19 protein-coding genes are annotated in these 24,865 nt (G+C 53.2%); 12 read left to right on the forward strand and 7 right to left on the reverse strand.

The genetic code is table 11. The features are described 5' to 3' along the window. Positions 1 to 61 precede the first annotated feature (61 nt). The 3 genes from ACO2Q8_RS10335 to ACO2Q8_RS10345 all read left to right on the forward strand — a co-directional run bounded on the left by ACO2Q8_RS10335 (position 62) and on the right by ACO2Q8_RS10345 (position 6,484). On the forward strand, positions 62 to 1,513 hold the full coding sequence (locus ACO2Q8_RS10335; protein ID WP_423344725.1) for a SusD/RagB family nutrient-binding outer membrane lipoprotein: 1,452 nt from the start codon (positions 62 to 64) through the stop codon (positions 1,511 to 1,513). Positions 1,514 to 1,762: 249 nt separating this feature from the next. Next, a complete protein-coding gene (locus ACO2Q8_RS10340; RefSeq protein WP_423344726.1) occupies positions 1,763 to 4,939 on the forward strand; it encodes a SusC/RagA family TonB-linked outer membrane protein in 3,177 nt (1,058 codons plus the stop codon). Between the two features lie 18 nt (positions 4,940 to 4,957). Next, positions 4,958 to 6,484, forward strand: coding sequence for a SusD/RagB family nutrient-binding outer membrane lipoprotein (locus ACO2Q8_RS10345; RefSeq protein ID WP_423344727.1), 1,527 nt, complete (start codon positions 4,958 to 4,960; stop codon positions 6,482 to 6,484). A gap of 74 nt (positions 6,485 to 6,558) precedes the next feature. On the opposite strand, the gene lon is transcribed toward ACO2Q8_RS10345, so the two are convergent. From lon to ACO2Q8_RS10380, 7 genes are all read right to left on the reverse strand, one after another. Next, a complete protein-coding gene (lon, locus tag ACO2Q8_RS10350) occupies positions 6,559 to 9,093 on the reverse strand; it encodes an endopeptidase La (RefSeq protein ID WP_423344728.1) in 2,535 nt (844 codons plus the stop codon). A 206-nt stretch (positions 9,094 to 9,299) separates the two neighbouring features. After that, positions 9,300 to 9,800, reverse strand: coding sequence for a DUF6702 family protein (locus ACO2Q8_RS10355; RefSeq protein ID WP_423344729.1), 501 nt, complete (start codon positions 9,798 to 9,800; stop codon positions 9,300 to 9,302). Positions 9,801 to 9,891: 91 nt separating this feature from the next. Beyond that, positions 9,892 to 11,229 carry an RIP metalloprotease RseP gene (gene rseP / locus ACO2Q8_RS10360; protein WP_423344730.1) on the reverse strand — a complete coding sequence of 446 codons (1,338 nt, stop codon included), beginning with the start codon at positions 11,227 to 11,229 and terminating at the stop codon, positions 9,892 to 9,894. Positions 11,230 to 11,520: 291 nt separating this feature from the next. Then, on the reverse strand, positions 11,521 to 12,690 hold the full coding sequence (locus ACO2Q8_RS10365; RefSeq protein WP_423344731.1) for a 1-deoxy-D-xylulose-5-phosphate reductoisomerase: 1,170 nt from the start codon (positions 12,688 to 12,690) through the stop codon (positions 11,521 to 11,523). Continuing rightward, a complete protein-coding gene (locus tag ACO2Q8_RS10370; RefSeq protein ID WP_423344732.1) occupies positions 12,683 to 13,081 on the reverse strand; it encodes a DUF86 domain-containing protein in 399 nt (132 codons plus the stop codon). The genes ACO2Q8_RS10365 and ACO2Q8_RS10370 overlap by 8 nt, the downstream gene beginning before the upstream one ends. 28 nt (positions 13,082 to 13,109) lie before the next feature. Further along, positions 13,110 to 13,421: a nucleotidyltransferase family protein gene (locus ACO2Q8_RS10375; RefSeq protein ID WP_423344733.1), complete on the reverse strand. Its 312-nt coding sequence runs from the start codon at positions 13,419 to 13,421 to the stop codon at positions 13,110 to 13,112. 3 nt (positions 13,422 to 13,424) lie between these two features. Further along, entirely contained in the window at positions 13,425 to 14,927 is a 1,503-nt protein-coding gene (locus ACO2Q8_RS10380) for a GH3 auxin-responsive promoter family protein (protein ID WP_423344734.1), read from the reverse strand. Positions 14,928 to 15,165: 238 nt separating this feature from the next. Here ACO2Q8_RS10380 and ACO2Q8_RS10385 point away from each other — a divergent pair, with 238 nt between their 5' ends. The 9 genes from ACO2Q8_RS10385 to ACO2Q8_RS10425 all read left to right on the forward strand — a co-directional run bounded on the left by ACO2Q8_RS10385 (position 15,166) and on the right by ACO2Q8_RS10425 (position 24,819). Next, positions 15,166 to 16,191: a rod shape-determining protein gene (locus tag ACO2Q8_RS10385; protein ID WP_114404541.1), complete on the forward strand. Its 1,026-nt coding sequence runs from the start codon at positions 15,166 to 15,168 to the stop codon at positions 16,189 to 16,191. Positions 16,192 to 16,273: 82 nt separating this feature from the next. Then, complete coding sequence (mreC, locus tag ACO2Q8_RS10390; protein WP_423344735.1) at positions 16,274 to 17,119, forward strand: rod shape-determining protein MreC; 846 nt, start codon at positions 16,274 to 16,276, stop codon at positions 17,117 to 17,119. Between the two features lie 45 nt (positions 17,120 to 17,164). Next, complete coding sequence (locus tag ACO2Q8_RS10395) at positions 17,165 to 17,671, forward strand: hypothetical protein (protein WP_423344736.1); 507 nt, start codon at positions 17,165 to 17,167, stop codon at positions 17,669 to 17,671. Positions 17,672 to 17,751: 80 nt separating this feature from the next. Then, positions 17,752 to 17,952: a DUF433 domain-containing protein gene (locus ACO2Q8_RS10400; RefSeq protein WP_423344737.1), complete on the forward strand. Its 201-nt coding sequence runs from the start codon at positions 17,752 to 17,754 to the stop codon at positions 17,950 to 17,952. Positions 17,953 to 18,361: 409 nt separating this feature from the next. Then, a complete protein-coding gene (gene glpK, locus ACO2Q8_RS10405) occupies positions 18,362 to 19,861 on the forward strand; it encodes a glycerol kinase GlpK (protein ID WP_423344738.1) in 1,500 nt (499 codons plus the stop codon). A gap of 110 nt (positions 19,862 to 19,971) precedes the next feature. Beyond that, the gene (locus ACO2Q8_RS10410) at positions 19,972 to 20,781 is read left to right on the forward strand and encodes an exonuclease domain-containing protein (RefSeq protein ID WP_423344739.1); all 810 of its coding nucleotides are present in this window, start codon (positions 19,972 to 19,974) and stop codon (positions 20,779 to 20,781) included. A 156-nt stretch (positions 20,782 to 20,937) separates the two neighbouring features. Further along, positions 20,938 to 21,285: an NADH-quinone oxidoreductase subunit NuoK gene (nuoK, locus tag ACO2Q8_RS10415; RefSeq protein ID WP_124908489.1), complete on the forward strand. Its 348-nt coding sequence runs from the start codon at positions 20,938 to 20,940 to the stop codon at positions 21,283 to 21,285. A gap of 122 nt (positions 21,286 to 21,407) precedes the next feature. After that, positions 21,408 to 23,321 carry an NADH-quinone oxidoreductase subunit L gene (gene nuoL / locus ACO2Q8_RS10420; RefSeq protein ID WP_423344740.1) on the forward strand — a complete coding sequence of 638 codons (1,914 nt, stop codon included), beginning with the start codon at positions 21,408 to 21,410 and terminating at the stop codon, positions 23,319 to 23,321. Positions 23,322 to 23,364: 43 nt separating this feature from the next. Further along, a complete protein-coding gene (locus ACO2Q8_RS10425) occupies positions 23,365 to 24,819 on the forward strand; it encodes a complex I subunit 4 family protein (RefSeq protein WP_423344741.1) in 1,455 nt (484 codons plus the stop codon). Positions 24,820 to 24,865 lie beyond the last annotated feature (46 nt).

A 24,865-nucleotide genomic window follows, 5' to 3' on the forward strand; every position in this document is an offset into this window, starting at 1 on the left:
TTATAAAATATGAGCTTATAATCCTTAGTTTCGGTAGCAATTCGTTCTCAAATCAGATATTATGAAACTGTATAAATCCCTTCTCTTTGCCGGGGTGATGCTCACGACGGTCGCTTGTAGCGATTTCGAGGAAATGAACGTCAATCCCAATAGTCCGCTGCAACCCAATACCGCCAGTTTGTTCACGGGAGCCATTCGGACCGTTGGCACCATGAATAGTCAGGTAGGTCCGGGCGGTTTTAACATCGTACCGGCTTTGTACGTGCAGCAGTACGGTGACGTGATCTACATTGAGGATTCACGGTACAAAACGATCAATTTTAGCTACAACGGCCTGTATGCCGGACCGTTGGTGAACCTTCAGGCCATTATTGATCAGAATACCAACGAAAGTACGCGGGCCGGTGTGGCTATCTACGGATCGAACAACAACCAGATTGCTATCGCCCGGATCCTGAAAGCCTACATCTACCAGTGGATGACCGACCGTTGGGGTGATATTCCGTACTCACAGGCGCTGAAAGGTGCGGAGAATTTCTCCCCGGCCTTTGACAAGCAGCAGGATATTTACAACGACCTGTTCAAGGAGTACAAGGAAGCCGCAGCCCAGTTCGACGCAGGGACGACGGTTCGCGGGGATATTCTGTTGAGCGGTAACGCAGCCCGCTGGAAAAAGTTTGCAGCTTCGCAACGTATGCTGATGGCTCTCCAGTTGTCGAAAGTCGACCCGGCGAAGGGGAAGGCCGAGTTTACGGCGGCTTTGGCCGATGGCGTACTGGCCTCGAATGCCGACAATGTTCGCTACACGTTCCTGGCGGATGCCAATAACGAAAATCCGCTGTACACGAACTACGTACGGAGCAACCGGAAAGATTTTGCGGTGAGCGATGTATTCATCAATTACCTGAAGAAAGTGAGTGATCCGCGTTTGCCATACATTGCGGCTCCCAACCAGCGTGGGGAGTACGTGGGCGTTCCGTACGCGGTTTTTCCGGCAACCGGCCCGGCGCAGAACTTCTCGCTGGCCGCGTCAACGGTAGCCGCCCAAAACGCTCCGGCTAATATTCTGACTTATGCGGAGGTGCTGTTTGCACAGGCTGAAGCCGCTAAACTGGGCTGGACGACGGGAAGCGCCAAAACATTGTATGAAGCTGCCATCAAGGCTTCCCTGCAACAGTGGATGGGAACAGCGTATACGGATGCGGCCTATAGCACTTACATTGCCCAGCCGGATGTAGCTTACTCGGATGCCAAAGGGATTGAGCAAATTGCAACCCAGCGCTGGATTGCCCTGTTTAACCAGGGAACTTCGGCCTGGAACTCGTGGCGCCGGACGGGCTACCCGGTTTTGAAACCGGCAGCTTCACCCCTCAACGGGGGGACCGACATTCCGCGTCGCCTGGCTTACCCGGTCAATACAGAAGGGACACTGAACACCGAAAATTACAACGCTGTCATTGCCAGCCAGGGCCCCGATACGCCATATACCCGGGTTTGGTGGGATAAGCAGTAACAAATCTCAGTCATACATCCCGTGTTTTGAAGCACCCCTTACCAGTCTTGGTAAGGGGTGTTTTTTGTTTTAGCCTATGCGGTTCATTAAGAAAATACGAACTATTTAATAGTTTATATAATCAAAATAATAGGATATATAGTTTTACAATGTTTAAGTATGATAAAATTAAATTTTAATTAAATTAGAGTTGGCGCAATATTATTTTGTTTAAATTAGCTGTTGCTTTCATTAACCTAAGCGTAACATATGTACAAAACTTTACTATTTACACTGTTGTGTCTCTGCGGCACAACCGGACTTCTGTATGCCCAAACCCGGACCTTATCCGGAAAAGTAACTTCGGGCGAAGACGGCTCCCCACTTCCGGGGGTCAATGTTGTTGTCAAGGGAACCGCACGAGGGGCCAGCACGAATTCGGCCGGCGAATATACCCTCAGTGTTCCGACGGAATCCCGTACGCTGACGTTTTCATTTATTGGTTTCAAAACGGTCGATATCGAAGTGGGAAACCGTACTACGGTCGATGTCAAGCTGCAACCGGATGCCTCGCAATTGCAGGAGGTTGTGGTAACCGCATTGGGAATCAGCCGGGAAAAACGGTCGCTCAGTTCGTCTTCGCAGGAAATCAAAGCCGACAAGTTAACCGTTGCCCGCGAAACGAACGTGGCCAATGCTCTGGCCGGAAAAGTAGCCGGGGTACAGGTTCTTGGCGCTTCCGGGGCGGCCTTCGGTACCCCCAGCATCCGGATTCGCGGGGTCAACTCCCTGAGTGGCGGTGATCCGTTATACGTCGTAGACGGAACGCCGACCGACATTGCGTTTGTCAACATGGACGATGTCGAGTCGCTGAACGTTCTGAAAGGACCGGCGGCCACGGCCCTGTACGGAAACCGGGCCTCGGCGGGGGTTGTGGTGATTACGACAAAAAAAGGGAAAGCCGGTCAGGGACTTGGGGTTGAAATTAACCACAGCACCACCTTCGACCGGGTGAGTCTGCTGCCTGACTACCAGAACGAATACGGCGGAGGGTATTCGCAGGACTGGATTAAGTTTGAATACGATCCGACGGTTCATCCGGCTTCCTGGGCGGCTTTCGACGGGCATAATATCCTGGATTACTCGGCTGATGAAAGCTGGGGGCCGAAAATGGACGGAACCCTGCACCGCCCCTGGTACTCCTGGTATCCGTCTGATCCCGAATTTGGCAAACTCGTTCCGTTTACGCCCCAGCCGAACAATGTTCGCGATTTCTACAATACCGGCGTCAACCTGAACAACAACATCAGCATCAACAAAGCTGGCGATAACTACGGGGTCCGGGTTTCGTACACGAACCTGAATGTGACGGGAGTCGTGCCCAATACGTCTCAGAAAAAAGACTTCCTGAGTGCGAAAATCGATCTAAAGCTCAACAGCCGACTGAGTACGACGCTCAACCTGAACTACGTCTACGAAAAAACGAAAAACCGGCCGCTCGATCAGTACGGTAACCAGACCATCGGTTCCTACAGCCAGTGGTTTCAGCGCCAGTTGGACCTGGAACACCTCAAAGTCTACAAAAATCCGGATGGAACGTTCCGGAGCTGGAACATTACAAGTCCTGAAAATACCAAACCGCTGTACTGGGATAACCCGTATACCGAGATTTACGAAAACACCTCCGGTGAAGCCCGCGAGAAAATCTTCGGGGATTTCGGACTGCACTACCAGTTTACCGACTGGCTGAAACTGTCGGTCATTGCTCGCCGGGACTTCCTGAACCGCTACGGTGATTACCGGGTCGCTTCCGGTACCCTGAACATCGATGGCTACGGAGCTTACCAGGCCCGTGGACGGGAAGACAACTACGAAGGTTTGCTGACCGTTAACCACAAGTTTGGTAAATTTTCCGTAAACGGAAATTTTGGCGCAAACCTGCGTGAAAATACATCCAGTGCGGTAACCGAAAGTACGGTCGGTGGCCTTGCTATTCCCGGATTTTACAACATTCGGGCGTCGAAAGACCGTCCGAACGTGACCAGCCAGCAATTCAACCGGGAAGTGCGTAGTGTATACGGTTTGCTAAGTTTCGATTACAACGACCTGTTGTATATCGATGTAACCGCCCGCAACGACTGGTCGTCGACGCTGCCGAAAGCCAACAACTCTTATTTTTATCCGTCGATCGGCGGAAGCTTGATTTTTTCGGAGCTGTTCAACACAGGGAATATTCTCTCCTTTGGAAAACTCCGGGCTTCGTATGCACAGGTTGGCTCCGACGTAGATCCGTACAAAATCAACCCGGTTTTCTCGTCAGGCAATCCATACGGCAGTAACCCGACGCAGTATTTACCCACAGTGCTCCCGAATGAAGGGCTCAAGCCGGGGCTTTCCAGCTCGTACGAAGGTGGCGTCGATTTGAAATTCCTGAACAACCGGCTGGGTCTGGAAGTGACGGCCTACAAGCAGGATAACAAGGACCAGATTCTGCAGTTGACGGTTCCGGGATCGAGCGGGTATTCGAGCGCACTGATTAACGCCGGTAATATTACCTCCGAAGGGATTGAAGTACACCTGAACGCACAACCCGTCAAAACCGGCAACTTTAGCTGGGAGTTTGATGTGAACTTCGACCGGAGCAATTCAAAAGTGGTCGAACTGGCCGATGGGTTGACGAACTACCAACTCGATCCGGCTACGGCTGGTGGGTCATCCCTGAACGCCCGGACGGGCAAAGACTGGGGCGTGATCGTCGGACGGGCCATTAAACGGTATCAGGCTGTCGATGCCGACGGAAATCCGATCGATGATCCGAACAACGGCAAATACGTCGTTGGGGCCAATGGCCAGTTTGTCACCGAAACCAACCAGGAACTGGGGAGTATTCTGCCCAAGTTCAAAGGTGGTTTTTTCAATACCATTACGTACAAAGGAATCATGTTCCGCTTTAATTTCGACTGGCGTGTGGGGGGCAAAATGCACTCGACCACCCGGCGGTACGGAACGTATTCGGGCTTGACGACCGAAACCGTCGGGCTGAACGACAAAGGCGTGAACATGCGTGATCCGGTGGCCAACGGCGGAGGTATCCGGATCGACGGGGTGCTGGCCGACGGTACGCCCAACACCCGGTATATTCCGGCGCAAACCTACTTCCACAGCCTGTCATCGATCGGTGAATACTGGACCTCGGATGCCACGTACGTCAAGATGCGGGAGATTTCACTGGGCTACGGCTTGCCGCGCACCCTGCTTACCAAAACCCCCTTCCGCGAAGTGTACGTGTCACTCATTGTGCGTAATCCCTTCCTGATTTACAGCAAAGTGAAAGGGGGCATCGATCCGTCTGAACTGGAAAAATCGCCTTCGGGCTACTACTGGCGGGAAGGTGGGCAGCAGCCCCCGATCCGTTCGACCGGGTTCAACGTTCGCATTGGGTTTTAATCATTCAATTCCGAAATTATGAAGACATTTTTTAGCAATACATTACGTGCATTCGTGCTGGCGGCTGGCTTTCTGTTGGGTGGCTGTGAGGCTGATTTTGAAGATCTTAACGTCGATCCCAACAACCCGTCGAGCCCAAACATGCCGGCGGTTTTGACCGGGGCGATCCGGGGCTGGGGCGGAACACCCACGGCGGCCCTGCCTGTGCTGTACACGCAGCAAATGTCGGAAGTACAGTATACGACCGAATCGCGGTACAACACCATCCCACAGGATTTCAACGGGTTTTATACGGGGCCGCTGACCTCCCTCCAGTTTATCATCAACCAGAATACGGATCCGGAAACGAAAAGTACGGCAACGGTTCTGGCAGGCGGGGGAAACAACAACCAGTTGGCCGTAGCCCGCATCCAGAAAGCGTATTTGTTCAGCATCATCACGGATCGCTGGGGCAATGTACCCTACTCGGACGCGCTCAAAGGGCGTGAAAATTTCAAACCAAAATACGATGCGCAAAAAGACATTTACTATGATCTTTTCAAGGAATTGAAAGAAGCTGTAGCCCAGTTCGACGGTGGTGCCGCCGTGCAGGGAGACATTCTGTTTGGGGGAAATGCGGCCCGCTGGAAACAATTTGCCAATTCCTTGCGGCTGATCCTGGCGTTACGGCTTTCGAAAGTTGATCCGACCAAGGGAAAAGCCGAGTTTGTCGAGGCCCTGAATGCGGGGGTAATCAATTCAAATACCGCCAACATTCTGTACCCGTACCTCTCGGATGCGAACTACGAAAACGCCTGGAACAGCCGGTTCGATACCCGGATCGACTACGCGATCAGCAACACGCTGGGCGATTTTCTGATCGAAACGAAAGACCCCCGTCTGACGGTTTTCGCGAACCTGCCTTCGGGGGCGTCGACTTACATTACAATGCCGTACGGCGTCGATAGCCCGTCGGCCGTGACGGCGCGGCTTTCGCTGCCCGGCTATGCCATCCGGAACCAGGCCTCTCCGGCGTTTTTGATTACCTATGCGCAAATGCTCTTTTCGCAGGCCGAGGCTGTTAAACTGGGCTGGATTACGGGCGATGCCAAAAAACTTTACGAAGATGGTATCAAAGCGTCGTGGGAGCAATGGTCGGCCCAGATTCCGTTGATTCAAAAACCGGATAATGCCACCGCACTTGATCTGGAAGTTGCCAACAAAAGCAAAGCTTCGGCAACAGAGGCTTTTGCCAATACGACCATGGCCTCCTACCTGGCCCAGCCTAAAGTGAAATGGGATGAAGCGAAAGCCCTCGAACTGATTGGTACCCAAAAGTGGATTGCGCTGTACACCCAGGGTTACGAATCCTGGTCAGAATGGCGTCGGACGGGCTACCCGGCCCTGAAACCGGCTCCGGCTGCCATGAACACCAGCGGGCAGATTCCGCGTCGGCAAGGTTATCCGTTGTCCGAACAGACCATTAACACCGACAACTACAAAGCCGCGGTGGCTGCGCAGGGGCCCGATGATCTGGATACCCGCGTATGGTGGGATAAAAAATAAGTGGAAAGTGATTTTCACAGAAAAGTCCGGCGCTGAAAGGTGCCGGACTTTTTCGTGAAACAAAAGAACCGTATTTAGATAATCGTCACTTTTTCGGAATTGGTTTCCGGTTCTTTCTCTTTTTCTTTCGGAAAAACGAATTTCATCGGTTTGGACACCTGCTGCGGCAGGAGCGCAATTTCGAGTACCTGATCGACCGTATCGACGTAATGAATCGTCAAGTCCTTGATGTACTCGCGGTTGATCTCTTCGACATCTTTGCGGTTTTTCGAGCAGAGCAGAATTTCTTTCACCCCCGCCCGGTTGGCGGCCAGAATTTTCTCCTTGATCCCGCCCACGGGCAGCACTTTGCCCCGGAGTGTAATCTCACCCGTCATGGCCAGATACGGCCGGACTTTCCGCTGGGTGAAAATCGACGCCATTGACGTCAGCATCGTGATCCCCGCCGAAGGGCCATCTTTCGGTACGGCTCCGGCCGGAACGTGGACGTGCAGATCGTAATGGTTGAAAATGTTGTACTCGATGCCGAGTTGTTCCGAATGCGCTTTCAGGTACGACAAAGCCGTGACGGCCGATTCTTTCATCACATCACCCAACTGTCCGGACAGTGTCAAACCGCCTTTGCCCCGGTTCAGGCTTGATTCGATGAACAGAATTTCGCCCCCTACCTGGGTCCAGGCCAGACCTGTGACGATCCCGGCAATATCATCGTCGGAGTACAGATCCCGGTCGAAAATTTCGGCCCCGAGCAATTTCTGCACATCGGCGGTTTTGATGGTTTTCGGGTAGTCTTCTTCCAGCGCAATCGATTTGGCAATCTTCCGAACCAGCGCTCCTATCTTTTGCTCCAGCGTCCGGACGCCCGACTCGCGGGTGTAGCCTTCCACAATCCGCTGAATGGCTTTATCATCGACCACCAGGTCTTTGGGCTTCAAACCGTGCTCTTTCCGTTGCTTCGGAATGAGGTATTTCTTGGCAATCTGGATTTTTTCCTCAACCGTATAACCCGTCAGTTCCAGAATTTCCATTCGGTCGCGCAGCGCCGGGTGAATGGTATCGAGCGAGTTGGCCGTGGCAATAAACAGCACTTTCGACAAATCGTATTCGACTTCGAGGTAGTTGTCCGTAAACGTCGAGTTCTGCTCCGGATCGAGCACTTCGAGCAGCGCCGACGACGGATCTCCCCGGAAGTCGGAACTGACCTTGTCAATTTCATCCAGAATAAAAACCGGGTTCGAGGAGTCGGCCTTCTTGAGGTGCTGAATAATTTTACCGGGCATGGCCCCGATGTATGTTTTCCGGTGCCCGCGAATTTCGGCTTCGTCGTGAACCCCGCCCAGTGCCATCCGGATGTATTTCCGACCCAGGGCCTTGGCCACCGATCGCCCAAGCGACGTTTTTCCGACGCCCGGCGGGCCATACAGGCACAGAATCGGCGCTTTCATGCCTTCCGAGGCCCGGCCTTCCGTGGCCCGGTCGTTTTTCAGTTTGAGTACGGCCAGGTATTCGATCATCCGCTCTTTCACTTTTTCCAGGCCGAAATGATCGCTGTCCAAGATTTTCTGTGCCCGTTTCAGGTCGAAATTATCCTTCGAGTACTCGTTCCAGGGCAAATCGACCAGCAGTTCGATGTAATTCATCGTCACCGGGTATTCCGGTGCCATCGGATTGATCCGCTGGAGTTTATTGAGCTCTTTTTCGAAATGAGCGTGTACGCTGGCCGGCCATTTTTTGCGGGCCGCCCGCATCCGGACTTCTTCCAGGTCACGGTCGGGGCTGTCCATGCCCAGTTCATCCTGCAAGACCTTGATTTGCTGCCGCAGGAAATAATCGCGTTGCTGCTGGTCGATGTCGGAGCTAGCTTTGGTCTGAATCTCGCGCTTGAGTTCGAGCAACTGGATTTGCCGAAGCATGTATTCGAGCAGCAGCGTGGCCTGTTGAGCGCCCTCCGTCGTTTCGAGCAGTTTCTGCTTGTCGGCTACCTCGGCTTCGAGGTTCGACGACAGGAAGTGCATCAGAAACATCGGGCTTTCGATGTTGTCCAGCGCAATCCGGGCTTCCTGCGGGATTTCCGGGTTCAGGCGCAGAATTTTATAGGCCGACTCCTTCAGCGATTGAATCAGAGCCTTTGACTCTTTGCGGTTCGGATTTGGAAAATGGTCGTCGATCTGGCGTACGTTGGCCGTCAGGTACGGATCTTCCTGCAGGTAATTGACAATTTCAAACCGTTTTTTCCCCTGAATGATAATCGTGATATTCCCGTCGGGCAGCGTGATCATCTTGATGATGTAGGCTACCGTGCCCAGCCGGTACAGATCGTCGGCGGTTGGCTCGTCTTTCTGCTGGTTCGACTGCGCGACAACCCCAATGATGCGGTTTCCTTTGTAGGCCCGTTTGACCAGTTTAATCGACTTCTGACGCCCCACCGTCACCGGAATGACCATGCCCGGAAAGAGGACGGTATTCCGCACGGGCAGGATCGACAGGTCATTGGGGACAATGTAATCTTCGTCGGCATCATCGGAAGAGCCCAGCGGAACAATTTCCAGATTGTCCAGGTCCGAATCCGCCAACCAGAGTTGGGTATCGTATTTATTGGTTACACTCATAATAACAGTCCTGCCAAACTGACAGTCTAGATAAATCGTATCGGCTTATGGGTTGTTGAGAAACAAAGGCTTATAACTACGGCAAGCAATATGCCAAACGTTCGCTGATGAAAAAAACAGGCTGACTCGTCTGCGTCGGTACAAGTAACGAAAAAGGAAATGAAACTCAAAAAACCCGGAGAATCAATAAGCTAGCGGTACTTGGTCTACCAGTTCAGCACCTGCTGGGTGTTGCTTTTCCGAAACAGGACGGTTTTTTTCTGTGACAGGTATGACACATTGACCAGATTTACCTGATCATCAAACAAATCCGTCAGGACCGACTGCTGGAGCAGGCTTCCCTCGACGGGTTCGGCATACGGAATTTCGATGTAAATCCAGGTGGCATCCATTTCCTGCTCTTTGCCCAGGACCTGAAACGGTTTGCGTTGCCGTTTGGCGTTGGCGATGGCAAAATGCTTCCGAACGTACCGCTCGACCAGCGGGCCGTTGCTGTCGTTGTCGGCCAGTCGGACGCGCTGGTTATTGTTTTCTTTCGTCAGGGCTTCTTCCAGGTCATCGGTGAAAATCCGCAGGCTCACTTCAAACGCCTTCTCCGCCGGGTTATACTGCATCTGCGTGACGCTCGTATGCACCGGATGCGCACTGGTGAAGAGAAGAATTGTAAGGCTGGAAAAGGTTATTACACAGAGTTTATCAGAGAACATCAGAGGTGACCAGAGATGAACTCTGATAAACTCTGATTTTCCCTGATAAGCCGCCGGGCGGCCCCGCCTGTGTAATAACCTCAACTTCAACTCAAAAAACCGCTTTGAAAACATCATTGAAGATTGCAAACGCCATCAATCCGAGCAGAATCACCATGCCGACCCGTTGCGCGCCTTCCAGAAACCGGTCCGACGGTTTGCGACCCGACACGATTTCGTAGAGCAGCAGCGTCGAGTGGCCACCGTCGAGCGCCGGAATCGGCAGGGCATTCATGAAGGCCAGTGCCATCGAGAGCAAACCGGTGACAAACCAGAACCGGTCCCACATCCAGACGCCCCCAAAGAGGTTTTGGGCAATGCCGATCGGTCCGCTCAGCGCTTTGGAGGCCGAAACATCCCCCCGGAAGATTTTGCCGAAGCCTTTGATGTTGTCGTACACCACCCCGAAAGCCTGTTCCGTGCCTTTCACGAGCGCCTGTCCGAAGGTGTAATCGACGTGCGTTTTCTTCAGCAGGGATTCGGCTCCAAAACCGATCTGGCCTTTGTCGTTGACGGCCGACCTCAATGTGACAGGCTGCGGAGTGTTCGCCCGCTTCACGGTCAGCGTGATGGTTTTCTTGGTTTTTGCCTTGACGGCTTCCTGAAACTCGTGGTAAAACCGGGTCGGTTTGCCATTGACGGCGACGATTACATCTCCTTTTTTCAAACCGGCTTTTTCGGCGGGCATCCCCGGCACCACTTCACCCACCCGGAACGGCTGGATGGGTTCGATAAACTGACCGGCGTTCTTTTTGTCGGAAAGTTTGTCGATAAAATCGTTTGGAATGTCGATGTCGAGCTGCTGCACCCGGCCGTCGGCGCCTTTCCGTTCAACGGTATAGTAGCTGTCCGAACCCAGAAAGACCTCTGAACTGCGGATGTCGCTGAAATCCTCAATTTCTTTCCCATTGACCTTGACAATTTTATCCCCGGTTTTCAGGCCGATCTGTTTGGCCAGGTCGTAAGCAACAATTCCGTATTGGGCGTCGCGGGTGGCCAGGTACGTTTCGCCGTTCTTGTACGTCAGGGCCACAAAGATCAGAATCCCGGTGATGACGTTGACGATAATGCCGCCGAGCATCACGATCAACCGCTGGCCCGCCGGTTTCGAGCGGAATTCCCAGGGCTTGGGTTCGCTTTGCATCGATTTGGTATCCAGCGACTCGTCGATCATTCCCGAGATTTTGACAAAACCGCCGAGCGGAATCGCCCCGATCCCATACTCGGTTTCGCCCCGTTTGATGCTCCAGATTTTTGGCGGAAAACCAATGAAATACTGTTCAACCCGCATTCCGAACGCTTTGGCGGCCAGCAAGTGCCCCAATTCGTGCAAACCCACTAAAATTGACAGGCCCAAGATGAGCTGCCCTGCCATGATTGCTATTTCCATTCGTCTGAACTAGTTGCGCCGGATAGCCGACGGCTTTTTTAATTGATTATGACTCCTTGCGTTGCTGTCGACGCTGGTAAAAAAGATAGATTCCGATTATGGCTAAGAAACTCCCTAAAAGGGTCTTTGACCGTACCTGGATTCACCCCCAACCCCCTAAAGGGGGCTTAAAAAACCGGATTCTTTGAGCCCCCTTTAGGGGGTTGGGGGTGAAATACTGCCTAAATAACGACGAGTTGTTCAAAAATTGCCGGTAGAACCTCAAGTTAGGGGTAGTTTACCGGGAAACAATTAAACGAAACTTTTAATTCGGGCGGTGGCAATGCGCCGGGCTTCTTCGTCGGTTTGGACGTAATCCTCGTACGTCGGTTGAGTTACGAAGGAAACTTTCTGCGTCGCTTCTTCAATGATTTCCGAGATTTCCAGAAACCCGATTTCGTCCTGCAAAAAAGCCGCTACGGCTACTTCATTAGCTGCGTTGATGATGCAGGGAACGTTGCCACCCCGTTCGAGCGCGTCGAACGCGAGTTGCAAGTTACGAAATGTTTCACGATCAGCCGGTTCGAATGTGAGGGACGGATAATTCGCGAAGTCGAAACGCGGAAAATCGGCGGACAGCCGGTTTGGGTAGGCCAGGGCATATTGAATCGGGAGCCGCATGTCGGGCAGTCCCATCTGCGCCTTGAGGCTGCCGTCCCGGAACTGCACCATCGAGTGAATGATGCTCTGTGGATGCACAATCACCTCGATCTGAGCCGGTTCTAGGCTGAAGAGCCACTTGGCTTCGATTACCTCCAGCCCCTTGTTCATCAGCGTGGCCGAGTCGATCGTGATTTTGGCTCCCATCGACCAGTTCGGGTGTTTCAGGGCCTGGGCTTTCGTAACGGTTTTTAGAAACTCCCGCGACTTACCCCGGAATGGCCCACCCGAGGCCGTCAGAATAATCTTTTCAATTGGATTGTGAAATTCGCCCGCCAGACACTGAAAAATAGCCGAATGCTCGGAATCGACGGGCAGAATGCTGACGCCTTTCTCCCGCGCCAGCTTCGTAATCAGCTCACCCGCCACGACCAACGTTTCTTTGTTGGCTAAAGCGATGTGCTTCCCGGCTTCGATGGCCTTGATGGTGGGTAGCAACCCGGCGTAGCCGACCATGGCCGTCAGCACGATGTCGATACGCTCCATCTGGACGACCGACGCAACGGCTTTGGCCCCGGCGTAGACCTTGATGCCCAGTGGATCGAGGGCGGCAAAAACCGCATCGTAGCGGTCTTCGTTGCAAACCACGACGACATTTGGGCGGACCAGCGCGGCCTGTTCGATCAGCAGTTCGGCGTTGTTGTTGGCCACCAGCACCTCGACTTCAAACACATCCGGGTGTGCCCGAACCACGTCGATGGCCTGCGTACCGATGGAGCCCGTCGAGCCCAGAATGGCGATATGGCGTTTGGAGTTAGTCATCTAATTTACTGTATAAATACCGAATATGGCGGTAATAAGGTGAGTCGAGGGCCGTCTTTAAAAGACCCTTTTCGTAGTCAATTTTATCCACCATTTCGATCAATACATCTTTCAACGGTGGCAAATAGCTGTTGATGACTTCATAAACCAGGTCATAATCAATGCCGCGGTAGTTATGGGCCAGAAAATTTCTCATTCCGGCAATATTTCGCCAGGGAATTTGTGGATAACTACTTTTTAAACCGGCATCAAGTTGTTTGGACTCTTCCCCAATGACCAGCAGAAGCCCCCAGGAAGCATTGTAATTCTGCTGGTCATTAGCCCAGACAAACTCTTCTACACTGGAAAAAGGGCTGCTGTAAAGAAAAATCTTCTCGATGCATTCCAACATCGTACACACGTAGGCAAGATTTCTACTGTTATACATAGATAACCTCTTTTTGCAGGGTGTACTTTGTAAACGGATTCAAATAGCGTTGATCAATTAAATCTAACTTACGGCGTAACTGTCTTCTTAAAATACGTTGCAGCCGTTCTTTATCATCTAAAAAAAGAGAATGCCCATCCAGTAACTTATAAACAATATCAATGTCGCTGTTTTCGGTTTGCTCATTGCGGGCAAAGCTGCCAAAAAGCCCGATTTGCTCAATGCCAAACTCAGCCCGTAGCCGGTCCCGGTTGGCAACCAGCGTCTGCAGGATGAATTGTTGGTCAATTACAGGCTTTTTCATCGTCTACACGGTTTGCGTAATCTGCAACAATCCCTCGCCAATCACCCGGTCGTTCGACAGCCGGGGCACTTTGTTCTGGCCGCCCAGCTTGCCCTGCGCCTTCATGTAATTCCGGAACGTGTCGCGGGGCACCACCGTCAGCTTCAGCGGGCGCAGGATGCTGCCCGAAATCAGGTCGTCATAATAAACATTCAGCTTCGTTAGCCGCTGGTCGAGGTCGCGGGCGAAAGCGTCGGGGTCGTGGGGCGGGGTGGCAAATTCGATAAACCACTCGTGGTACGGCAATCCCTCGGCGGGCGACACCATCGGCGACACCGTAAACTCGACCACTTCGGTCTCCGGATGCCGTTCCATCGCAAACTGCAAGGCTTTCTCCACCTCCTCGCCAATGACGTGTTCGCCAAAAGCCGAAATGAAATGCTTGATGCGCCCCGTGACGAGCAGCCGGTACGGATCGGTCGAGACAAACTTGACGGTATCGCCCAGCGAATAGCCCCATAGTCCGGCGTTGTTGTGAATCACAATGGCGTAATTCTTGCCCACCTCCACCTGCTCGATGGTCAGTCGACGCGGGTTCTTGGAAAAATAATCTTCGGCCGGGATGAATTCGAAGAAAATACCGCTGTTGAGCATCATCAGCAGCCCTTCTTCCGTCTGCGTATCCTGAAACGCAATGAAGCCCTCCGAGGCCGGATAGGTTTCGATGCTGTCGATTTTCCGGCCGATGGAGTCGTATAGTTTCGCGCGGTAGGGTTCGAAATTGACCCCACCGTAAACAAACAGCGAAAAATCCGGGAAAACATCCTTGATTTTTTTGCCCGTCCGGGCCTGAATCCGGTCGAAATACATCTGCACCCAGGGCGGAATGCCCGAAATCAGCGACATGGGCTGCGTCAGCGTTTCGTCGATGATCTTTTCCAGCTTCGTTTCCCAATCCTCGATGACGTTGGTTTCGTACGACGGCATCTGGTTCGTGCGCAGGTAGGCCGGAACGTGGTGGTTCGAAATCCCAGAAAGCCGTCCGATGTTGATCCCGTTTTTAACGACCAGTTCGGGGCTGCCCGACAGAAAAATCAGTTTTTTGTCCAGAAAATCCGCCTTGCCGGTTTCGTGGATGTAATTCAGCAGCGCGTCGCGGGCCGAGTTGATGTGGTTCGGAATCGACTCTTTCGTGATCGGAATGTACTTTGTGCCCGATGTGGTGCCCGAGGTTTTGGCGAAATACACCGGTTTGCCGGGCCACAGCACGTTCTCTTCGCCTTCCCGGATTCGTTCAATATACGGTTTCAGATCTTCATAATCACGGACGGGAACAGCCTGCCGGAATTCGGGGTAGGTATGAATGTCCTTAAACCGGTGATCGCGGCCAAAGGCGGTATTTCTGGCCCCGTCGAGCAGCGCCCGGAACCACCGTTGCTGCGTTTCGCCGGGGCGGTGCATCCACTCCCGTTGCCGCTGTACGACAAACTGGGCCAGCGGTTTGCTCAAAACTGATCGGATTCCCATAGTCGGCAAAGGTAACAAGTTTTAGGCGAATCTAGGCTTGCCGATGCGTCAGACGGGCGGCTGATCGAAAACCGGATGGTCTCCGAAAACCGCCCGCTGGGGGTCAAGCCGTTACTGACGTGCGCCATTCTGTAAAAAGTAATAAAAACGTATCGGCCTGTCGGAAGTTATCTCAAATTATCTATATTTTTGCACCTCCAAAAACAGATGCTACCCCGTGCTTGCACAAATTTAACGAATGGCACTATTTAACTTTCTCTCCAGCGATATTGCAATTGACCTCGGTACTGCCAATACGCTGATTATTCACAAGGATCGGATTGTGGTGGATGAGCCTTCGATCATCGCGATGGACAAAATTAACGGGAAAGTCCTGGCGATTGGTCACAAGGCAATGCAGATGCACGAAAAGACGAATGAGAATATCAAAACGATTCGCCCGCTCAAAGACGGTGTGATTGCCGACTTTACGGCCGCCGAGCTGATGATCCGCGGGTTGATCAAGATGATCGATACAGGAAACCGGCTGTTTTCCCCTTCCCACCGCATGGTGATCTGCATCCCGTCGGGGATTACGGAAGTGGAAAAGCGGGCTGTCAAAGACTCCGCCGAACACGCCGGGGCCAAAGAAGTCTACATGGTGCACGAACCGATTGCGGCCGCCATCGGGATCGGCATCGACATTACGCAACCGAACGGAACGATGATCGTCGACATCGGGGGCGGAACCACCGAAATTGCGGTCATTGCGTTGTCGGGCATCGTCTGCGAACAGTCGATCCGGATCGCCGGGGATGTGTTCACCCGCGACATTGTCGATTACATGCGCCGGGAGCACAACCTGCTGATCGGCGAGCGCTCGGCCGAGCAGATCAAAATGGAAGTCGGTTCGGCCCTGCCGGAACTCGACAACCCGCCCGCCGACTACGAAATCCGGGGCCGCGACTTGATGACCGGGATTCCGAAAGAGATCAAAGTGACCTACAGCGAAATCGCCTACGCACTCGACAAATCGATTTCCAAGATCGAAGAAGCCGTCATGAAAGCGCTGGAAATTTCTCCGCCGGAGCTGTCGGCCGATATTTACACGAACGGGATTCACCTGACGGGCGGGGGGGCCTTGCTCCACGGTCTCGACAAACGGATTGGCGCCAAAACCAAGCTGCCCATCCACGTCGCCGACGATCCGCTGAAAGCCGTCGTCAAAGGCACCGGCGAGGTCATCAAAAACCTCGACATGTACAAGTCTGTTCTGATTAGTTAATTAACAATGAATAATGAACAATGAACCTAAGCGTCAGCCAATTCATTGTTCATTATTCATTGTTCATTAATTTCCCCGTCGTATGTTCGAGTTAGTCCAGTTCATCATCAAAAGCCGGAACTTCATTTTGTTTGTTCTGCTGGAGGTGCTGAGCTTTTATTTTATCATCAACACGAACAACTACTGGAGCATCCGGTTTTTCAACACCTCGAATTACTACGCGGCCAAGGTCCTCGACTGGTCGAATAAAGCGAAAGAATACGCCCAACTTCGGCAGGTGAACACCGATCTGGCCGAGGAAAACCGCAAGCTGCACGCCCTGGTTACGCAGTTGCAACAGCTAAAACCGCAGGGATCGACCAATTACAAAACCGACTCGATCTTCGCGACCCGGTTTCAGTACACCGTCGCACGGGTGATCAACAACACGACGCAGCACCCCGACAATTACATCACACTCGACAAAGGCACTGCCGACGGCATCCGGCCCGGCATGGGCGTGATCTCACCAACGGGCGTGGTGGGCAAGGTGAAGCTCTGTTCCGAACATATGTCGGTGGTGACGTCGGTTCTTCATTCCGACTTCATGATTTCGTCCCGGCTGCGAAAAGCGAACGACATTGGCCCCGTCAAGTGGGATGGAATCAACCCGAACCGGATGAAAATGCTGTATATTTCGCGAAATACGAAAATGTACCGGGGCGATTCGGTGGTGACGTCGGAATACAACTCGATTTTTCCGTCGGGCATTCTGGTGGGCCGCGTGATCGGTGTGCGGGAAATGCCCGACCAGACGTTCCATGATGTGACACTGGCCGTCGGCACGGATTTTAGTAACCTGACTTTCGTTTACGTGGTCGAGAATAAATTACAGGAAGAACAGGAAAAACTCGAAAAAGCCGCCGAATCGGGGCCACCTAAACCGTAAAAACCGCTCAACCAACCACCACCGCCCGAAAGTCGACCCACCTCCATGACGTTACGCGAAATCCTGAATATTTCTTTTCTTTTTCTGCTGTATCTGTCGTTGCAGATTCTGATCGTCCGGAATCTGGTGTTGTTCGATGTGGCGTTTTGTTTCGTCTACGTGGCCTGTATCCTGTTGTTGCCGATGGAAATGAGCCTGTCGGCCACGCTGTTGACGGCTTTCGGCCTCGGGATTATTGTCGACACGTTTTACAACACGCTCGGCATGCACGCGGCTGCTACGGTTTTGATGGCCTACATCCGGCCGGTTGTGGTCCGGTTTCAGTCGGCCCAGCGCGGGTTCGACAGCCGGATTGTGTTTTCCATTCGGGAAATGGGTTCGCGAAACTTCTTCTATTACGTCCTGATTCTGACCTTCATTCACCACTTCGCCCTCTTCCTGATCGAAGCCAACAACATCCTGCTGGTGCTACCGGCGATGGTTAAGATCCTCGCCAGTACGCTGTTCACCTCCGTGACGATCATGCTGATTCAGTATTTCTCCCGGAACTGACAACCGGTTTTGGCGTGACTATTTTTGTTATTTTTGGTGATCTTGATCAAACCAACCGGCCAGTGTTGCCAGAACGAACGATGAATTATCGGGAAAGAATTACAGCGGATCATCAAATCATGTTGGGAAAACCCGTGATCAAAGGCACGCGCATCACGGTGGAATTGCTCCTGCGCAAGATGTCAGAAGGGGCCACCGTTCCTGACTTACTTCGGATGTATCCGCATTTGCAGGAAGCCGATGTGTTTGCGGCCCTGACGGATAGTTCCGACCTTTCATAGTCCTGCCTAAGAAAAGAGGCTTTTAGTCTTTTCCTTTCAATAGCTTTTTTGTCATCCCGACGACAGGAGGGATCTTCGAACGCCGGAGGAATGCCTGTCTCACCCGAAGATCCCTCCTGTCGTCGGGATGACAAAATGCATTCATGGTTGCTCGATTATGAAAAGGTTAAACAGGCTCAAAAATCAAACCGTGGCCAGCAATAGAAAATCAGCAAATTCAATTTTAGTGATGCTCCTCCGGAACTTGATAGATGAGACGCTGATACTGAGCAACTAGGATGTAGGCACACTTGAAATATTGCGTTTTTTGTGGTTTGCTGGATTTATTGGCAATCCTATTCAATACCGATAAATTCATATCTTTCGGCCCTTTTTGAAACCGTATTGCTAAACCAGCCGACAAGCCCGTATGCCTTCTTACGTTGCCGCCATCGACCAGGGTACCACCAGCACCCGTTGCATTATCTTTGATCGTCAGGGAACGATCGTCTCCGTCGGACAGAAAGAACACGCCCAGATTTACCCGCAACCCGGCTGGGTGGAGCACAACCCGGACGAAATCTGGCGGAATACGCAGGAAGTCATTGCCCTGGCCCGCATCAAAGCCCAGATTCAGGCCAGCGACTTGGCGGCTGTTGGCATCACGAACCAGCGCGAGACGACCGTCGTCTGGAACCGAAAAACCGGCAAACCGTATTACAACGCCCTCGTCTGGCAGGACACCCGCACCGGCGATCTGGTAAACCAATTTGCGGAGGAAGGAGGCCAAAACCGCTTCCGGGCCAAAACCGGGTTGCCGCTGGCGACGTATTTCAGTGGCTTGAAAATCAAATGGATTCTTGACAACGTGCCGGGCGTTCGGGAAGACGCCGAGCGGGGTCTGGCCCTGTTTGGCAACATGGATACCTTCCTGATCTGGCACCTGACGGGCGGGACCTACAACGGCCAGCACATTACCGACGTGACCAATGCCAGCCGGACGCAACTGATGAGCCTCGAAACGCTCGACTGGGACGATGCGTTGCTGGAGGCCTTCACGATTCCCCGGGCGATGTTGCCGCATATCCGCTCGAGCAGCGAGGTCTATGGAACCGTCAGCTCGGAAGTCCTGCCCGGCGTTCCCATTGCCGGGATTCTGGGCGATCAGCAAGCTGCGCTCGTCGGGCAGACCTGCTTTGAACCCGGACAGGCCAAAAACACCTACGGAACCGGTTGCTTCCTGCTGATGAATACCGGCACCGAATTGCGTCATTCGACCTATGGCTTGCTGACGACGGTGGCCTACCGGTTTGGCGATCAGCCGGTTCATTACGCGCTGGAAGGCAGTGTCGCCATCACGGGCGCGCTGGTGCAGTGGCTGCGCGACAACCTGGGCATCATCTCGACCAGCGCGGAAGTCGATACGCTGGCGCGCAGCGTGGCCGATAACGGCGGGGCCTATTTCGTGCCCGCTTTTTCCGGTTTATACGCGCCGTACTGGAAAGCCGATGCGCGGGGCGTCATCGCCGGGCTGACCCGGTTTGTCAACAAAGGGCACCTGGCGCGGGCGGTGTTGGAAGCCACGGCGTACCAGACGCTTGACGTAGTGCAGGCGATGGAAAAAGATGCTGCGATTGAACTGAGTTCGCTGCGGGTCGATGGCGGGATGACGGTGAACGAACTCCTGATGCAGTTCCAGGCCGATATGCTCGGCGTGCCGGTGGTTCGGCCGACAATTACGGAAACGACAGCCCTCGGAGCCGCCTATGCTGCCGGGCTGGCCGTGGGCTACTGGAGCAATTTTGACGACCTGCGCCAAAACTGGGGCGTCGACCGGACGTTCGAACCAGCGATGGCCGATACCGACCAGCAGCGGCTGTACCGGGGCTGGCAAAAAGCGGTCGAACGGTCATTTGGCTGGGAAAACTGACCGGTTTCGAAACACGGCGGCATGAATACTGAATTAATTCAGGCCCAATTCGGACACTGGAACCGTGCGGCTGTGTATTTTTGCAGCCGCATTCACGTTCGCAACCGGTTATGAAGCACACGCTATTTCTGAAAAAACCACTGGCTTTCTTCGATCTTGAAACCACCGGGGTTGACCCCATGAAGGATCGGATCGTTGAAATCAGTATTGCCAAGGCGTTGCCCAACGGTGACGTCGTGGTGAAAACCCAACGCATTAACCCGACGATTCCTATTCCGATTGAGACCAGCCTGATTCACGGCATCTACGACGAAGATATCAAGGACGAACCGCCGTTTAAAACCGTCGCCCGTACAATGGCGCAGTTTCTGGACGGCTGCGACCTGGCCGGTTACAATTGCAACCGCTTCGATATTCCCTTACTGGTCGAGGAGTTTCTGCGGGCCAACGTCGATTTTGACCTCAAAAACCGGCGGCTGATCGACGTGCAGCGGATTTTTCACGTGATGGAGCCCCGGACGCTGAAAGCCGCCTATAAATTTTACTGCGGCAAGGAACTGACCAACGCCCACAGCGCCGAAGCCGACACGCTGGCTACCTTCGAAGTGCTGGAAGCGATGCTGGTGCGCTACGACGGGGCCATTGCCGCCGACGAAAAAGGCAATGAAGTCATCATTGGAAACGATGTTGAAGTTCTTAACAAGCTGATGCTGAACAACAACGTCGACTTACGGGGCCACATGGTCTACAACAAAGACGGCAAGGAGGTCGTGAATTTCGGGAAACACAAGGGCACGCTGGTGGTCGATGTGCTGCAAAAAGAACCGTCGTTTTACGACTGGATTCTGAAGAGTGAATTTCCGCTTGATACGAAACGCAAGTTGACCGAAATCAAGCTGCGGATGTTCAACAAGCGGTAAATTTCGACGGACAAAACCGGAATAGCCATAAAACAGCCAAATTGCCAAACCATTTGAGTAAGCGGGAATAATACTTAACTTTGTCGGGTCTTTCCCGGCCCTGCGGCCGGAACCCAGGCAAGACCGTAAACTGTACTCATCGAACCCCAGAGTCGTATGCAGCCAACCCAAGTGCCGATTCAAGTTCCCGAAGTCATCCAACTGATCGACTTGAAGTATTACCTCATCATCAGCACGGCGCTATTCGTCATTGGCATCATCGGCGTCTTGACCCGGCGAAACGCCATCATCATTTTCATGTCGATTGAGCTGATGCTCAACTCCGTCAACCTGATGCTGATTGCCTTCTCTTCGTACCGGGCCGACCCAACCGGTCAGGTTTTTGTCTTTTTCATCATGGCCGTTGCAGCCGCCGAAGTCGCCGTCGGGCTGGCCATTATTGTGATGATTTACCGCAACACCCGTTCGATTGACGTCGGGTTGCTGAATAAACTCAAATGGTAATTAATTACCACAATTATGAATTATGAGTTATGAATTAGGCTACCACAGAGCAATTCATAACTCATAATCGCACGGGCGACCCCGTCATAACTCATAATTCAAACAATCGCTCTAGCTCAACCATGCAGACGGATTTACTGATACTTTTGATTCCGCTGTTGCCTTTAATCGGATTCATCATCAATGGACTTGGTTTCCGGAAAGTGCCGACGGGTCTGGTCGGAGTTCTGGCGACCGCCGGGCCACTGGCGGCTTTTGCCTGTGTCCTGCTTCTTTTTACGAATTTCACCGCCCCCATTCATACGGTTTTGTTTGACTGGATTACCATCGGCTCTTTCAACATTCCGTTTGCGTTCCAGATCGACCAGTTGTCGCTGATCATGCTGCTGATTGTGACTGGCGTCGGGTCACTGATTCACATTTATTCGATCGGCTACATGAAGCACGACGACGGGTACGGGAAGTTTATGGCGTTCCTGAACCTGTTTTTGTTTTTCATGCTCCTGCTGGTGATGGGCTCCAACTACGTCATCATGTTCATCGGCTGGGAAGGCGTGGGGCTTTGCTCGTACCTGCTCATCGGTTTCTGGAACAAGAATACCAATTACAACAACGCGGCCCGGAAAGCGTTCGTGATGAACCGCATCGGGGACCTCGGTTTTCTGCTCGGTATTTTCATGATTATGGGCGCGTTCGGCTCCGTCGAATACCGTGAGGTGTTCGAGCAGGCCGCCGGTTTCCCGATCAGCGACCCCACGGTGGTGGCCATCACGATGCTGCTTTTTGTGGGGGCGATGGGGAAATCCGCGCAGATCCCGCTGTATACCTGGCTACCCGACGCCATGGCCGGCCCGACGCCGGTTTCCGCCCTGATCCACGCAGCGACGATGGTGACCGCCGGTATTTACATGGTCGTTCGCTCGAATGTACTCTACACGTTATCGCCCCTGACGCTCGAAATCATCGGCGCTATCGCCATCGCCACGGCCTTGCTGGCCGCTTCGATTGGTCTGGTCCAGAACGACATCAAGAAAGTGCTGGCCTACTCGACGGTCAGTCAATTGGGCTATATGTTCCTCGGTCTGAGCGTGATGGGTTATACTTCGGGGATGTTCCACGTCATGACGCATGCTTTCTTCAAAGCCCTGCTGTTCCTCGGGGCCGGGAGCGTCATTCACGCGATGGCCGACGAGCAGGACATTCGGAAAATGGGCGGTTTGCGCAAATACCTGCCCGTCACGTACTGGACCTTCCTGATTGCCACCATTGCTATTTCCGGAATTCCGCCGTTTGCCGGTTTCTTTTCGAAAGACGAAATCCTGATGCACGTCTACGAGCATAACAAAGTGCTGTGGGCACTGGGCGTGCTGGGTTCGGCGATGACCTCTTTTTACATGTTCCGGTTGCTGTTCCTGACGTTCTTCGGACGGTTCCGGGGCACCGAACACACCCGCGAACACCTGCACGAATCGCCCGCAACGATGACCATTCCGTTGCTCGTGCTGGCGGTTTTGTCGGTCATTGGTGGTTTTTTCAACGTGCCGGAAGTATTGGGCGGTGATGCCAAACTGGCCCAATTCCTGAACCCGATTTTTGAGTTATCGCACCAGGTCAATCCGAAGGCCTTCGGCGAAACCCTGCTGACCCACAGCCAGGAATACATGCTGATGGGCATTTCGTCCGGCGTGGCAATTCTGTCGCTGGTTGCAGCCTACGTGCTGTACGTGCAGCGGGTGAGCCTGCCCGAAGCGGATACCGTGGATAGGCCGGTTCTGGAAAAAGTGCTGTACAACAAATACTACATCGACGAACTGTACGACACCATCATTGTGAAACCGGTTCGGGGCCTGTCGGATGCCTTTTACAGCTTCGGCGAATTCATCATCGACGGTGTCGTGAGCGGCACGGCCTGGGCGGTGCAGCAGACGTCGGGGCAGTTGCGGAAATTGCAAACCGGCTCCATCGGCTTCTACGTTTTCGCGATGGTCGTCAGCATTGCCGCCATTCTGTGGCTGCGGTTTTTTGTGAAGTTTTAATTGTTAACAATTTGGTTGACAGTCACTTATCATAAAGTTGTAGATGCTTACACTTTCTATTCTGCTCTTCCCGATTCTGGCGGCTTTGCTCGTGCTGGCGGTGGGAGGCAAACAGGCGAAACAAATCGCCCTCGTCGGTGCGCTGGTCGAACTGGGCCTGTCGGGCTACGCGTTTCTGAACTTTGTGCCGGATGCCACCTCGCAGTTCGGCTTCGATTATCCCTGGCTGGCTTCGGGCAGCATCCGCTTCAGCGCCGGAATCGACGGCGTCAGTCTGCTGCTCGTCGTGCTAACGGGCGTGTTGACCCCGCTCATCATCCTCTCGACGTTCCAGCGGAACTACGACCGGCCCGCGTTTTTTTATTCGCTGATTCTTTTCATGCAGGCGGCTTTGATGGGTGTTTTCACGGCCCGAGATGCGTTCCTGTTTTATTTCTATTTTGAAGCAGCCCTGATCCCGGTCTATTTCCTGGCGGCTTCGTGGGGGGGCGAAAACCGGATTCCGGTCACGTTCAAGTTTTTTCTCTACACGATCTTCGGAAGTTTGTTCATGCTCGTGGCGCTGGTGTATCTCTATTTCAAAACATCGCCCGCCAACGGCCTGCATTCGGCGGCCATCGTCGATCTGTACAACCTGAACCTCAGTTCGACCGAGCAGACCTGGATTTTCTGGGCGTTCTTTGTGGCCTTTGCCATTAAAATGCCGGTTTTCCCGTTCCATACCTGGCAGCCCGATACCTACGTCGAGTCGCCCACGCCCGCGACGATGCTGCTGGCCGGTATTATGCTGAAAATGGGGGTTTATGGGGTGATCCGCCTGGTATTGCCCATCGTGCCGCAAGGCGTCGATGCCTGGGGGACCACGGCCATCGTGCTGTCCGTCATCGGGATCGTCTACGGGGCCATCATCGCCATTCGGCAGCGCGACATCAAGCGGCTGATTGCCTATTCGTCGTTTTCGCACGTGGGTTTAATGGCAGCCGGAGTTTTCTCGCAAACCACCTACGGTATTCAGGGCGCACTGGTGCAGATGCTGGCGCACGGCATCAACGTCGTCGGGATGTTTTTCGTCGCCGACATCATCATGTCGCGCACCAACACCCGCCTGATCGATCAGATGGGCGGCATAACGCGCTACACGCCGAAGCTGACGGTGTATTTCATGATTTTGCTGCTCGGAAGTGTGGCCCTGCCGCTGACCAACGGGTTTGTGGGTGAATTTCTGCTGCTGGCGGGCGTGTTCGAACACCATAACATTCTGGGCGCAATCGCTGGTCTGACTATTATTTTCGGCGCGGTGTACATGCTGCGGTTGTTTCAAAAAACGATGTTTGGCAAAACCTCCGGGTTGACCGAAGGCTTCAACGATGTGTCCGGAAGCGAAAGCTGGGTGTTTATTCCGCTTTGCTTCATGGTGTTCTGGATCGGTCTGGTGCCCAACTCATTCCTGAAACTGACCGAACCTGCCGTTACGAATCTGTTGCAATTTCTAAAATAGGATCGTTTAACGTTTGACGTTTAACGTTTGAGGAATGATTGTGTCA

The organism is Larkinella sp. VNQ87, from assembly GCF_049445795.1.
In the GTDB taxonomy this organism is placed as follows: Bacteria; Bacteroidota; Bacteroidia; order Cytophagales; family Spirosomataceae; genus Larkinella.